The 13,328-nt window shown below is 71.4% G+C and carries 10 protein-coding genes; 6 read left to right on the top strand and 4 right to left on the bottom strand.

The genetic code is table 11. The annotated features are described in order from the left end of the window. Positions 1-55 precede the first annotated feature (55 nt). A complete protein-coding gene (locus ABZ780_RS17020) occupies positions 56-829 on the bottom strand; it encodes a peptidoglycan DD-metalloendopeptidase family protein (RefSeq protein WP_357486568.1) in 774 nt (257 codons plus the stop codon). Positions 830-1,078: 249 nt separating this feature from the next. Between ABZ780_RS17020 and ABZ780_RS17015 the strand changes: the two genes are divergently transcribed. The 5 genes from ABZ780_RS17015 (at position 1,079) to ABZ780_RS16995 (ending at position 7,392) form a co-directional block, all read left to right on the top strand. Continuing rightward, entirely contained in the window at positions 1,079-2,425 is a 1,347-nt protein-coding gene (locus ABZ780_RS17015) for an ABC transporter substrate-binding protein (protein WP_357007909.1), read from the top strand. Positions 2,426-2,494: 69 nt separating this feature from the next. Further along, positions 2,495-3,541 (top strand): sugar ABC transporter permease, encoded by a 1,047-nt coding sequence (locus tag ABZ780_RS17010; RefSeq protein ID WP_357007906.1) that lies wholly within the window; start codon positions 2,495-2,497, stop codon positions 3,539-3,541. A gap of 1 nt (position 3,542) precedes the next feature. Further along, the gene (locus ABZ780_RS17005; protein WP_357007903.1) at positions 3,543-4,508 is read left to right on the top strand and encodes a carbohydrate ABC transporter permease; all 966 of its coding nucleotides are present in this window, start codon (positions 3,543-3,545) and stop codon (positions 4,506-4,508) included. A gap of 66 nt (positions 4,509-4,574) precedes the next feature. Further along, positions 4,575-5,621 (top strand): LacI family DNA-binding transcriptional regulator, encoded by a 1,047-nt coding sequence (locus ABZ780_RS17000; RefSeq protein ID WP_357486567.1) that lies wholly within the window; start codon positions 4,575-4,577, stop codon positions 5,619-5,621. A gap of 97 nt (positions 5,622-5,718) precedes the next feature. Further along, positions 5,719-7,392: a glycoside hydrolase family 13 protein gene (locus tag ABZ780_RS16995; RefSeq protein WP_357486646.1), complete on the top strand. Its 1,674-nt coding sequence runs from the start codon at positions 5,719-5,721 to the stop codon at positions 7,390-7,392. 345 nt (positions 7,393-7,737) lie between these two features. Here ABZ780_RS16995 and ABZ780_RS16990 read toward each other — a convergent pair whose 3' ends face one another. The 3 genes from ABZ780_RS16990 to xylA form a co-directional block, all read right to left on the bottom strand. Beyond that, a complete protein-coding gene (locus ABZ780_RS16990) occupies positions 7,738-9,192 on the bottom strand; it encodes an MFS transporter (RefSeq protein WP_357007896.1) in 1,455 nt (484 codons plus the stop codon). A gap of 74 nt (positions 9,193-9,266) precedes the next feature. Beyond that, positions 9,267-10,694, bottom strand: a complete 1,428-nt coding sequence (gene xylB, locus ABZ780_RS16985) for a xylulokinase (protein WP_357007893.1) — start codon at positions 10,692-10,694, stop codon at positions 9,267-9,269. 9 nt (positions 10,695-10,703) lie between these two features. After that, positions 10,704-11,891 carry a xylose isomerase gene (gene xylA / locus ABZ780_RS16980; RefSeq protein WP_357007890.1) on the bottom strand — a complete coding sequence of 396 codons (1,188 nt, stop codon included), beginning with the start codon at positions 11,889-11,891 and terminating at the stop codon, positions 10,704-10,706. A gap of 87 nt (positions 11,892-11,978) precedes the next feature. Here xylA and ABZ780_RS16975 point away from each other — a divergent pair, with 87 nt between their 5' ends. Next, positions 11,979-13,217 (top strand): ROK family transcriptional regulator, encoded by a 1,239-nt coding sequence (locus ABZ780_RS16975; RefSeq protein ID WP_357486565.1) that lies wholly within the window; start codon positions 11,979-11,981, stop codon positions 13,215-13,217. Positions 13,218-13,328 lie beyond the last annotated feature (111 nt).

The following is a 13,328-nucleotide window of genomic DNA, read 5'->3' as shown; positions in this document are numbered from 1 at the left end:
CCCGCGCCGGGTCTCCGGCGGACGGGTGCCGCCGGAGACCCTTGTCGCCGACCGGTCAGCAGCGAGGCACGTTCGGGATGTAGCCGTCGTAACCGGTGTAGACGTACGCGTCGGCGATGAACCGGCCGCTGCCGATGCGGTCCCAGATCGTGCTGGTGCCGTAGGTGCCGGTGACGCTGGTGCCGCTGGTCTGGCAGGCGATGGTCACCTTGGTGCCGTCGGCGACGGTGCCCACCGAGGCGTACCCCGTGCCGGGGCCGGAGCGCACGGTCAGCGGCGTGCCGCTGGTGTCGACAGTGCCGGAGCCGGCGCCCGAACTGCAACCGTTGCCGCTCGTGTAGTTCTTGGTGCCCCAGTAGAGCGCCAGGCTGCCGTTGAACCGGACCTGGATGTCGCTGCCGTTGAGGCGCTGCTCGTAGTGCAGGTGCGGGCCGGTGGACCCGCCGGTGCTGCCGACCCAGCCGATGACCTTGCCGTAGCCGACCGTCTGCCCGACCGAGACGTTGAAGCCGCTGAGGTGGGCGTAGTAGGTGCTGTAGCCGCCGCCGTGGTCGATCCGGACGTACTTGCCGTAGCTGGTGTCACCGAGGTTTGTCACCCGGTCGACGGTGCCGGGGGCGCTGGCCACCACCGGATCGCCGACGTCGTCGGTGCGGTTGAAGTCCACGGCGTACGCCGGGCTGTGGGCCGATCGGGTCTGCCCGGACCAGGTCTGGCCGCAGGGGAACGGCACTCGGAAGGTCGGCGCCGCCATCGCCGGGCTGACCGGCGTGAGGACTCCCGCGACGAGCAGACCCGTCGCCAGCAGGCTGATCCACCGCATGCGCATACAGAACCTCCTATGTCGAAAACCTTCGATGCAATGGAATCAGCCTGACAGATATCGCCACTCTTCGAAAGCGCGAATGTTTGACCCCCTGGGAGCGCGCCCAGCTGCGGGTTCCAGGTTTCGGGATTGTTACTCGCTCGTGTCTGACGGGGGGTGGACCCGGACGGATGCAAGCGCTTACATGTGTGCACGCCCAATCGGACCGGCGAGGGTCTCAGCACGACCACGCCGGCTAGGAAGGAGGACGGCATGGCGGTCTTTACCAGACCACGCCAGGCCTTCGTGATCGCCGGTGTGCTCGGGCTGGCGCTCAGCGCCACCGCCTGCGGCACCGGTGACGACAAGAAGAGCGACAAGGCAGGCTCCGCGGAGTGTGCCCCGTACGAGAAGTACCAGGGCAACGACGGCAAGAAGGTCTCGATCTACGCGTCGATCCGTGACGCCGAGGCCGACCTGCTGGAGCGGTCATGGGCGCAGTTCACCGACTGCACCGGCATTGAGATCAACTACGAGGGCAGCGGCGAGTTCGAGGCGCAGCTCCCCGTGCGGGTCGACGGTGGCAACGCCCCCGACATCGCCTTCGTACCCCAGCCTGGCCTGGTGAAGCGCTTCGCGGACGCCGGCAAGCTGAAGTCCCTCGGTGCCGACACCAAGGCGATGGCCGAGCAGAACATGCCGGCCGACTGGCTGAAGTACGGCACCGTCAACGGGACGCTCTACGGCGTGCCGCTCGGTGCGAACGTCAAGTCCTTCGTCTGGTACTCGCCGAAGACGTTCAAGGAGAAGGGCTGGGAGGTTCCGACCAGCTGGGAGCAGCTCATCGCCCTGAGCGACAAGATCGCCGCCAGCGGCATGAAGCCGTGGTGCGCGGGCGTCGAGTCCGGTGACGCCACCGGCTGGCCGGCGACCGACTGGATCGAGGACGTGCTGCTGCGTACGCAGACGCCCGACGTCTACGACCAGTGGACCACCCACGCGATCCCGTTCAACGACCCGCGGATCATCGACGCGGTTGACCGCGCCGGCACGATCCTCAAGAACGACAAGTACATGAACGGCGGGTTCGGCGGCGTCAAGAGCATCACCACCACCTCCTTCCAGGAGGCGGGCGTGCCGGTGACCAACGGCAAGTGCGCGATGCACCGGCAGGCGTCGTTCTACGCCAACCAGTTCCCCGAGGGCACCAAGGTGGCCGAGGACGGCGACGCGTTCGCCTTCTACTTCCCGGCCATCGACGCCGCCAAGGGCAAGCCGGTGCTGGGCGCGGGCGAGTTCGTCGTCGGCTACGCCGACCGTCCCGAGGTCCAGGCGGTGCAGACCTACCTCGCCTCCGGCGAGTACGTGAACAGCCGCGCGAAGCTCGGCAACTGGGTCACGGCGAACAACAAGCTGGACATCGCCAACGTCGCCAGCCCGATCGACAAGCTCTCCGTCCAGATCCTGCAGGACAAGACCGGCGTCTTCCGCTTCGACGGATCCGACCTGATGCCGGCCGCGGTCGGCGCGGGGACGTTCTGGAAGGGCATGGTCGAGTGGCTGAACGGCAAGGCGACCGCCCCGGTGCTCCAGGGCATCGAGAGCAGCTGGCCTAAGTGATCCCGGCGGTGGCCCGGCCCGCTGATCGCGGGCTGGGCCACCGGCCGAGCGGACCTTGAGGGAGGGTTGATGGAGTTCGACTTCGCCGATGAGCAGCCGAAGCTCCTCATGCTGATGTACGGGCTGGTCGCCTTCGTGGTGGTGGTGGGCGGTCTGCTCCTGCTGCTCGACGTCGTACCGGCCTGGTTCGCCCGGCGGCGGGAGGCGCAGCTCGTGGCGGCCTCGACGAGTGGGGGCCCACTCCCCCGCCGCCCCAAGCGGCGGGAAGGACTCTTCGCGTTCTTCTTCCTGCTGCCGACGCTGCTGCTGCTCACCATCGGCCTGGTCGTGCCGGCCATCCGCACCATGATGCTCTCCCTGATGGACGGGAGCAGCACCAACTGGGTGGGGTTGCGCAACTACGGCTGGATGTTCTCCGACAACTCGATCGTCCGGGTCCTGATCAACACCCTGGTCTGGGTGGTCCTGGTCCCGCTGGTGGCGACCGCGTTCGGCCTGATCTACGCCGTCCTGGTGGACAAGGCCCGGTTCGAGGCCGTGGCCAAGTCGCTGATCTTCCTGCCGATGGCGATCTCGTTCGTCGGCGCCAGCATCATCTGGAAGTTCGTCTACGCCTACCGCGGCGAGGGCGACCAGATCGGTCTGCTCAACCAGATCGTGGTCAGCCTCGGCGGCGAGCCGAGGCAGTGGCTGCTCGAATCACCACTGAACACGCTGCTGCTGATCGTCATCATGGTCTGGATCCAGGCCGGTTTCGCCATGGTGGTGCTCTCCGCCGCGATCAAGGCGATCCCCGGTGACATCGTGGAGGCCGCCCGACTCGACGGCGTCAGCCCATGGCAGATGTTCTGGCAGATCACCATGCCGGGCATCCGGCCGGCGCTGATCGTCGTGGCGGTGACCCTCACGATCGCCACGCTCAAGGTCTTCGACATCGTCCGGACCGCGACCAACGGCAACTACGACACCAGCGTGATCGCCAGCGAGATGTACAACCAGGCGTTCCGGTACGGCCAGAACGGGCAGGGCTCCGCGCTCGCGGTCTTCCTCTTCATCCTGGTCATCCCGGTCGTGATCTACCAGATCCGCAACCTCCGTCAGCAGCGGGAGGGCTGAGATGACCACCGCAACGCCGACCGTCGCCGCCGGCACACAGAAGACCGACACGCCGAAGACCGCCGCCGGGCGGGTCCGTCGACGACTCAACAGCCGTACGGCGACCCTGGTCTCCATTGTCATCGCGGTGGTCTGGACCATCCCGACCTTCGGCCTGTTCATCTCATCCCTCCGGCCGGAGGACGAGATCAAGACCACCGGTTGGTGGACGGCCTTCACCAACCCGCAGTTCACGCTGGAGAACTACCAGCAGGTCCTGTTCGGGCGGTCGTCGTCATCCGGGCAGCTCGCCAGCTACTTCATCAACTCGCTGGCGATCACCATCCCGTCGGTGCTCTTCCCGCTCGCCTTCGCGGCCCTGGCCGCGTACGCGCTGGCCTGGATGAACTTCAGGGGCCGGGACTGGCTCTACATCGCGATCTTCGCGTTGCAGATCGTCCCGCTGCAGATGGCCCTGGTGCCGCTGCTGAGGTTCTTCTCCACCGGCGTCTCCCTCGGCGGTGTCACCCTGATGCCGGCCTGGGACCTGGTTGACGAGCAGAAGTTCGCCCAGGTGTGGTTCGCGCACACCTGCTTCGCGCTTCCGTTCGCCGTCTTCCTGCTGCACAACTTCATTTCGCAACTGCCGGGCGACCTGATGGAGGCGGCCCGGGTCGACGGGGCCACCCACCCGAAGATCTTCCGCACCATCGTGCTGCCGCTGATCACCCCGGCGCTGGCCGCGTTCGGCATCTTCCAGTTCCTCTGGGTCTGGAACGACCTGCTGGTCGCGCTGATCTTCGCCGGTGGCGGCAACGAGACCGCCCCGCTCACGGTGAGGCTGGCCGAGATGGCTGGCACCCGCGGCAACGAGTGGCAACGGCTGACCGCCGGCGCGTTCGTATCGATCATCGTTCCGCTCGTCGTGTTCCTGTCCCTGCAGCGCTTCTTCGTGCGAGGTCTGCTCGCCGGCAGCGTCAAGGGCTGACCCGCTTGCCCGCCGCCGCCTGGCCCCTCGGGCGGCGGCGGGCGCCGGGTACGAAGCGAGGGAACCGTGACGAAGATAGATGATGTCGCCCGGTTGGCCGGGGTCTCCACGGCCACCGTCTCACGGGCCCTACGCGGGCTGCCGACAGTCTCCGCCGCCACCCGACGCCGCGTGCTCGCCGCCGCCGAGCAGCTCGACTACGCGGTCTCGCCGAGCGCGTCCCGGCTGGCCGGAGGCCGCACCGGCACCGTCGCGGTCGTCGTCCCCCGGATCACCCGCTGGTTCTTCAGCACCGTCGTCGAGGCGGTCGAGGAACACCTCCACCAGTCCGGCTACGACCTGCTGCTCTACAACCTCGGCGGCCGGAAGCAGATCCGCCAGCGGGTGCTGCGTACCGCGAACCTGCACAAGCGGGTCGACGCCATGATGCTTGTCGCCACCCCGCTGCGACCGGCCGACCTGACCGCGCTGGCCGCCCTGGACCTGCCGGGGGTGACCATCAGCTCCGGCAGCAGGGTGCCCAACTGGCCGTGCGTACGCATCGACGATGTGGCCGCCGCGCGGACGGCGACCCGCCACCTGCTCGACCTGGGCCACCACCGGATCGCCCACATCTCCGGTGACCCGGAGGACGAGTTGGCGTTCACCACCCACCTCGACCGACGCCGGGGCTACCAGGCCGAGTTGCGGGCCGCCGGCCTGCGACCCGACCCGAGCCTGGACGTCGAGTCGTCGTTCACCATCGACGGCGGCAACCGGGCCACCGCCGAACTGCTGGCCCGCGGTGAACCTCCGACCGCTATCGTCGCGGCCTGCGACGAGATGGCGATGGGCGCGATGACCGCGCTGCGCGACGCCGGGCTGCGCGTACCCCAGGACGTCAGCGTGATCGGCATCGACGACCACGACCTCGCCGGTCTGCTGGGGCTCAGCACCATCGCCCAGCCCGCCGCGGAGCAGGGCCGGCTCGCCGCCCGCATGCTGCTGGACCCGCTCGGGGCTGGCAATCTTGACCCGATCGTCGGCCAACGGGGTACCGGCCCCGACACGTCGGTGATCCTGCCCACTCGGCTGGTGGTCCGCGAGTCAACCGCACCACCACGGGCACACTGAAACCTCAACCACCCGCCACCGGTCGGCGGCTGGCGGCGACGCGGCCGGCAACAGCACCGCCCGGCAGTCCACCCACAGCTCGACACGGGAGACCACCCTGAACACCGACCCGACGCAGCAGACCTCCTCCGCCGGCCCGATCACCGGCTGGTGGACCGAGGCCGCCATCTACCAGATCTACCCTCGCTCGTTCGCCGACTCCGACGGCGACGGGATCGGCGACCTGCCGGGCATCACCGCCCGCCTCGACCACCTGGTCGAGCTGGGCGTGGACGCGGTGTGGCTCTCCCCGTTCTACCCGTCGCCACAGGCCGACGCGGGCTACGACGTGGCCGACTACCGGGACGTCGACCCGCTGTTCGGCACCCTCGCCGACGCGGACAAGCTGATCTCCGAGGCCCGCTCCCGCAGCCTGCGGGTGATCGTCGACCTGGTGCCGAACCACACCTCCTCGGCGCACCGCTGGTTCCAGGCCGCGCTGACCGCCGCGCCGGGCAGCCCGGAGCGGGCCCGATACATCTTCCGGGACGGTCTCGGCCCGGCCGGCGACCAGCCGCCGAACGACTGGCAGAGCGTCTTCGGCGGCCCCGCCTGGACGCGGACCACCGACCCGGACGGCCAGCCCGGCCAGTGGTACCTGCACCTGTTCGACACCGGCCAGCCGGACCTCAACTGGGACAACCCGGAGGTGCACGCGGAATTCCTGGACGTGCTGCGGTTCTGGCTGGACCGCGGGGTGGACGGCTTCCGCGTCGACGTGGCACACGGCCTGGTCAAGCAGGCAGACCTGGCCGACTGGCAGGACCCGCAGGAGATCCTCTCCGGCCAGGAGGTGGACAAGCCCCGCCCGCCGATGTGGGACCAGGAGGGCGTACACGAGATCTACCGGCAGTGGCGGCAGGTCCTGGACGGCTACCCCGGCGAGCGCGTGCTGGTCGCCGAGGCGTGGGTGGAGCCGGCCGAGCGGCTGGCCCGCTACGTCCGCCCGGACGAGATGCACCAGGCGTTCAACTTCGAGTACCTGCTCGCCGCCTGGTCCGCGCCGGCCCAGTACGCGGTGATCACCCGATCTCTGGAGGCGACCGATTCGGTCGGCGCGCCGACCACCTGGGTGCTGTCCAACCACGACGTGGTGCGGCACGCGTCCCGGCTCGGTTTGCCAATCGGCGGCGGCCGGCCCAACGGCATCGGAGCCGACGACCCACAGCCGGACGCCGCGCTCGGCCTGCGCCGGGCCCGGGCGGCCACCCTGCTGATGCTCGCCCTGCCCGGCTCTGCGTACCTCTACCAGGGCGAGGAACTGGGCCTGCCCGAGCACACCACGATGCCCGACGAGGCCCGGCAGGACCCGACCTGGGCGCGCAGCGGGCAGACCCAGCGGGGCCGGGACGGCTGCCGGGTGCCGATCCCGTGGGAGGCCGACGCACCGTCGTACGGCTTCGGGCCGACCGACGCCAGTTGGCTGCCGCAACCCGCGTCCTGGGCGGAGTACGCGCTGGACCGGCAGCGTGACGTGCCCGGCTCGACGTACGAGCTGTACCGCACGGCGCTGCGGCTGCGCCGCGACCACGGTCTCGGTCGCGGCACCCTGGAGTGGTTGTCCTCGAACGACGAGGTGCTGGCCTTCCGCAACGCTGGGCTGACCGTGCTGACCAACTTCGGTGACGCCCCGGTGCCGGTGCCGGCCGGCGCCGAGGTGATCGCGGCCAGCGCACCGCTGGACGACGACGGCGCGGTCCCGACCGACGTGACGGTCTGGCTGCGCGCCTGACCTCACCCGATCGGCCCATCTCCGCCGGCCCATCCCCGCCGACTCATGCTCCTGACCGGGGCGGCGGGGGTGGGCCGGCTCCCTATAGAGCTGATGCCGCAAACGAATCAGCCCCGCCTCGCCGCGCCCCGGAAGCCCTCCCAGGGAGTTCCCCGCCATGCGGACCGACCAAGATCGCGCCAGATCAAGGATGTAGTGGCCTCACCTCGGTGAGAGGCCACTATTTCCTTGATGCAGTGGCCTCAACCCGGCGGGGACGGCGCGCGGCGGGGACGCGCGGCGGCGGGCGGGGCGGCAGGGGATCGCGGGGCGCGGGCGGCGGGGCGCGGGGCGGGGCGCGGTGGGTCAGAGGCGGTCGGCGCGGGCGTGCAGGAGGTCGTGCACGTTGTCGATGTCCGCCGGCGAGGTCCGTGAGGCGAGCCAGTACATGATGCCGGTGGGGATGAAGAAGAGCTGGAACGCGGCCAGCCCGACGGCGAAGTTCAACGGTGGCGGGAACGCGGCGCGCAGTCCCTGGAACGCCACGCCGACCAGCCCGTTGCCGGCCGCCCGGCCGACACCGTTGACCAGGTTGCCGAGGCTGTAGACGGTGCCCCGGTGCTCCGGCGGGTTGACGTCGGCGATCAACGCGAACCAGTTCGGCGAGTTGGCCGAGGTCAACGCGAGCGCCACCACCGCGGTGAGCAGGCTCAGCCCGACCGACGGTTCGGTGAACACACTGGACAGCACCGCGCCGATCACCGCGCCGCCGCTGGCGCCGTCCGGCACGTCGATGGTCACCGGCACGAAGAACAGCACCAGGTAGAACGGCACCGCGGCGAGGATGCCGACCGCTGCGACCAGGGCCCGACCCCTCGGGGTACGCCGTTGCAGCGCGTCGCCGATCAGCCCGCCGACGATGGAGAGCACCCCGCCGAGCTGGAACAGCGTGGCGAAGACGCTGCCCACCACCACCGCCGTCGACGCCGAATAGCCCTGGGCTTCGGCCCGTTCGGCGAAGAGCACCGGCAGCCAGACCAGTGAGCCGAAGGCGGCCTGCGCGGTGAGCCCCTGCAGGATCAGCCACCGGTTGGTCCGTCGGGCCAGGATCCGTGGCAGGTCGGCCCGGCTGATCCGATAGTCGTAGTCGGCGCCGGCGTCCAGCCTGTCGGCCAACTCCGGCTCACTCTGGCCGCGCCGGATGTCGTAGGTGAACAGGTAGGCCATCGTGGCGACCAGGCCCACACCGGTCAGCACCCAGAACGGCCGCCGCCAGTCGGTCGCCCCGAGCAGCCCGCCGACCAGCGTCCCGGCCAGCGTGCCGATCCCCTGGGACAGCCCCCAGAAGCTCATCACCAGCCCGCGTCGCGTCGGCGAGATCAGGTCGGTGACGACGGAGAAGCCCACCGAACCGACCGCGCCGAGACCGATCGCCGCGACCAGTTGGGCGGCCAGGAACGTCAGGTAACCGCCGGCGAGGGCAGTGCCGCCGGTGCCCGCCGCCCAGAGCAGCGTGCCCACCATCAGCAGCGGCTTGCGGTTGGTCCGGTCGCCGACGTACGCCCAACCGACCGCCGCCACCGCGCTGACCAGGAAGCTGGCCGCCGTGACCAGGCCCAGTAGTCGCCCCGACACGTCGAACGTGTCGGCGATCGGGCCGTACAGCGGCGGGACCAGCCCGATCGCCACGTTGTCCAGCGAGGCGAGCAGCACGAACACCACGACGCTGTACAACCGGTGCGCCCGGCCACCGCCCCGGCCGTGCGGGCGCTGGCCGAGCTGCCCCCGGCCCGGGTCCGGCCCGCCACTGGTCACGGTCATGACCGGCAGCCAACCAGACTCCGCTGAGGGCGTCGTCACGTGGGTGGCAGTCGTCGGTCACCCACACCGGTTGGTCAGCGGCGGTCCAGGACCAGCCCTCGGGCGGCGGCGTACTGGTCACGGACTGCCGGGACGGGCTCGGCGGCGTACTCCTCGGTGCCCTCGACCGCCCAGGTGGGCGGCGTCGGACCGCCCAGGGCGACCCAGGCGGCCTGGCGGGCGGCGCCGTCGGCGACGTACTCGCCGGGTGGCGGGACGACGACCGGGCAGCCGAAGACCTGCGGCGCGATTCGACGGACCGCCGCCGACCGCGCTCCGCCGCCGACCAGGATGACGCGGCGGGCCGTGGCGCCCTGCGCGGTCAGCGCGTCGAGGCCGTCGGCGAGCGCGCAGAGCATGCCCTCCACGGCGGCGCGGGCCAGGTGCGCCGGGGTCGAGGTGCGCAGGGTCAACCCGTGCACCGCACCGGTGGCCAGCGGCCTGTTCGGCGTGCGCTCACCCTCCAGGTAGGGCACCATGACCAGCCCGTCCGCGCCGGCCGGCGCGGAGAGCGCCAACTCGGCCAACTGGTCCAGGTTGACGCCGAGCAGCGCGGCGGCGGCGTCCAGCACCCGGGCGGCGTTGAGCGTGGCGACCAGCGGCAGGAAACGACCGGACGCGTCGGCGAAGCCCGCCACCGCACCGCTCTCGTCGGCGGCCGGCACGTCGGCGACACTGAACACGGTGCCGGAGGTGCCGATCGAGACGACCACGTCACCCGGGCCGGCACCGACGCCGAGAGCGGCGGCGGCGTTGTCCCCGGTGCCCGCGCCGAGCAGCGCGCCGCCCGGCCCACCCAGTTCGTCTGCCAGCTTTCCCGCCGACTCCGCCGGACCGATCACCTCGGGCAGCACCAACTGCCGGCCGAAGCCCCTCTCCAGCAGGTCCAGCCGGTATTCGCCGGTGGCCGGCGACCAGTAGCTGGTGCCGCTGGCATCGCCCCGGTCGGTACGCAGTGCGCCCAGCCCCGGTGCCCCGGCCAACCGCCAGGTCAGCCAGTCGTGCGGCAGGCAGACGGCCGCCACCTGGGCCGCCCGCTCCGGCTCGTGTGTGGCCAGCCACCGCAGCTTGGTGAGGGTGAAGCTGGCCACCGGCACGCTTCCGGTGGCCTCGGCCCAGAACCGACGCCCGACCGCGCCGCCGCCGGCCTCCTCAATCAGGTCGGCGGCGGCGTCGGCGGAGCGGGTGTCGTTCCACAGCAGGGCCGGGCGGACCACCCGGCCGGCCTCGTCGAGGCAGACCATGCCGTGCTGCTGGCCGGCGACGGAGACCGCCGCCACGTCGGCCAGCCCACCGGCCTGCTCGGCGGCGCTGCGCAGCGCCTGCCACCAGGCTTCCGGATCGACCTCGGTGCCGTCCGGGTGCGGTGCCCGGCCCTGCCGGACCAGGGCACCGGTCTCCGCGTCGCGGATGACCACCTTGCAGGACTGCGTGGACGAGTCAACGCCTGCGACCAGCGGCATGGCGGGGCCTCAGCGGGCGCCGAGCAGGTGCTCGACGGCGAGCTGGTTGAGCCGGACGAAGCCGAAGCCCCGGGCGGCCACCGCGTCGACGTCGAACTCCTCGAACGCGGACCGGTCGGCGCGCAGGTCCTCGTACCCCTCACCCGCGTTGAGCGTCGGCGTGCTCAGCTCGCCGACCTTGCTGGCGGCGAGCGCCTCGACCACCTCGGGGTCGGCGCGGAACGCCGCGGCCCGCTCCTTGAGCAGCAGGTAGGTGGCCATGTTGGCGGCCGCCGACGCCCACACGCCGTCCATGTCCTCGGTGCGGGAGGGCTTGTAGTCGAAGTGCCGAGGGCCGTCGTAGGTCGGGCCGCCGTTGGGGCCGCCGTTCTCCAGCAGGTCCACCAGCGCGAACGCGTTCATCAGGTCGCCGTGGCCGAAGACCAGGTCCTGGTCGTACTTGATGCCGCGCTGACCGTTGAGGTCGAGGTGGAACAGCTTGCCCTGCCAGAGCGCCTGGGCGATGCCGTGGGCGTAGTTGAGCCCGGCCATCTGCTCGTGGCCGACCTCCGGGTTGAGGCCGACCATCTCCGGGTGTTCGAGCTGGGAGATGAAGGCGAGCGCGTGCCCGACCGTCGGCAGCAGGATGTCGCCGCGCGGCTCGTTGGGCTTGGGCTCCAGCGCGAAGCGCAGGTTGTAGCCGCGGTCGATGACGTACTGGGTGAGCAGGTCGACGGCCTCGCGGTAGCGGTCCAGGGCGGCGCGGACGTCCTTGGCGACGTCGTACTCGGAGCCCTCACGACCGCCCCACATCACGAAGGTGCTCGCGCCCAGCTCGGCGGCCAGGTCGACATTGCGCAGCACCTTGCGCAGCGCGTAGCGGCGGACGTCGCGGTCGTTGCTGGTGAAGCCGCCGTCCTTGAAGACCGGGTGGGTGAAGAGGTTGGTGGTGACCATCGGGACGACCAGGCCGGTCTCGTCGAGGGCCTTGCGGAACCGGGCGATGTGCTGGTCCCGGGTGGCGGCGTCGACGCCGAACGGGATCAGGTCGTCGTCGTGGAAGGTGACGCCGTACGCGCCCAGCTCGGCGAGCCGGTGCACGGCCTCGACCGGGTCGAGCTCGGGGCGCGTCGCGTCACCGAACGGGTCACGGGCCTGCCAGCCCACCGTCCAGAGCCCGAAGGAGAACTTGTCGGCGGGGGTGGGGCGTGGTGCCATGAGGACCTCCGGGGTGGTGGTGGGTGCGCGGTGTCGCTATTTGTTCAGCGATTGAATTATTTGCCCACCATATGGCACTGTCAAGGGGTGAGCCCCACCCACTCCCCGGCCGGCGCCGCCCGTCAAGGCAGCCTGCGCGAGCTCAACCTCGCCCTCGTCCTCGGTCGGATCGCCGCCGCCGAGCGCCCCCCGTCCCGCGCCGACCTCGCCACTGCCACCGGCCTGACCCGGGCCACCGTCTCCGCGGTGGTCGAGGACCTGCTCGCCGGCCAACTCGTCAGCGAGGCGGAGCCAGCGCCCCGGGTCGGCGCCGGCCGCCCGGCCCGCGGGCTGGTCCTGGCCGACCAGGGGCCGGCCGGGCTGGGCCTGGAGGTCAACGTCGACTACCTGGCGGTGTGCGTGGTCGACCTCGCCGGCCAGGTGCGGCACCACACCGTGCACCGCGCCGACCTGCGCCCGGTGGCCCCCGCCGACGCCCTCACCCACCTGGTCGAGCTGGCCGGGCAGGCCCGCGCCGACGCCGCCCGGCAGGGCCTCACCCTGGCCGGCGCCGCGCTCGCCGTGCCCGGCCTCGTGGACGACGCCGGGCTGGTCCGGCTCGCACCGAACCTCGGCTGGCAGGACGTACCGGTTCCGGAGCTGCTGGGTGCCCACCCGCCGCTGACCGATCAGGTGCCCGGCGTACCGCCGCTGGTGGTGGACAACGAGGCCAACCTCGCGGCGCTCGGCGAGTTACACGGTCGGCCCCCCGGCCCGGCCAGCTTCCTGCACATCTCCGGTGAGGTCGGCATCGGTGCGGGGATCGTGCTCGACGGGGCGCTGTTCCGCGGCGTCCGTGGTTGGAGCGGTGAGATCGGGCACCTCCCGGTCGACCCGCAGGGTCGACCGTGCCGCTGCGGCGGGCGTGGCTGCCTGGAGCAGTACGCCGGCCAGGAGGCGATCGTGGCCGCCGCCGGGCTGGCCCGGGCGGAACTTCCGGCGGACACCGCCACCGCGCGGCTGGCGGAACTGGCCGAGGCCGGCGACCCGGACGCCCTGCGGGCGCTGCGGGACGCCGGCACCGCGCTCGGTGTCGCGGTGGCGGGCGTGGTCAACCTGCTGGACCTGGACACCGTGGTGCTCGGCGGCGGGTACGCCCCGCTGGCGCCCTGGCTGTGCCCTCCGGTGCTCACCGAGATCGCCGGCCGGGTGCTCACCGCCGCCTGGTCACCGGTCACGGTCCGACCGTCGACCCTCGGCCCGGAGGCCGCCGCGGTGGGCGCGGCCGGGTCGGTGGTCCGCCACATCGTCGGTCGGCCCGCCGGCTGGCTGACCCGCTCCGCCTGACCACCGACACCGCGCTCTGGGTGCCCGTCGGCGGGGCTCGGTACGCTTGCCCTCAGGCAACGATCCGCGGGCAAGGAGTGCAGGAGCAGCATGCGCACAGGGCGTCAGACG

It is taken from the genome of Micromonospora sp. NPDC047467, from assembly GCF_040643095.1.
Lineage (GTDB): Bacteria > Actinomycetota > Actinomycetes > Mycobacteriales > Micromonosporaceae > Micromonospora.
The sequence above is the reverse complement of the archived record's forward strand: the minus strand, read 5'-3'. Positions and strand labels throughout refer to the sequence as shown.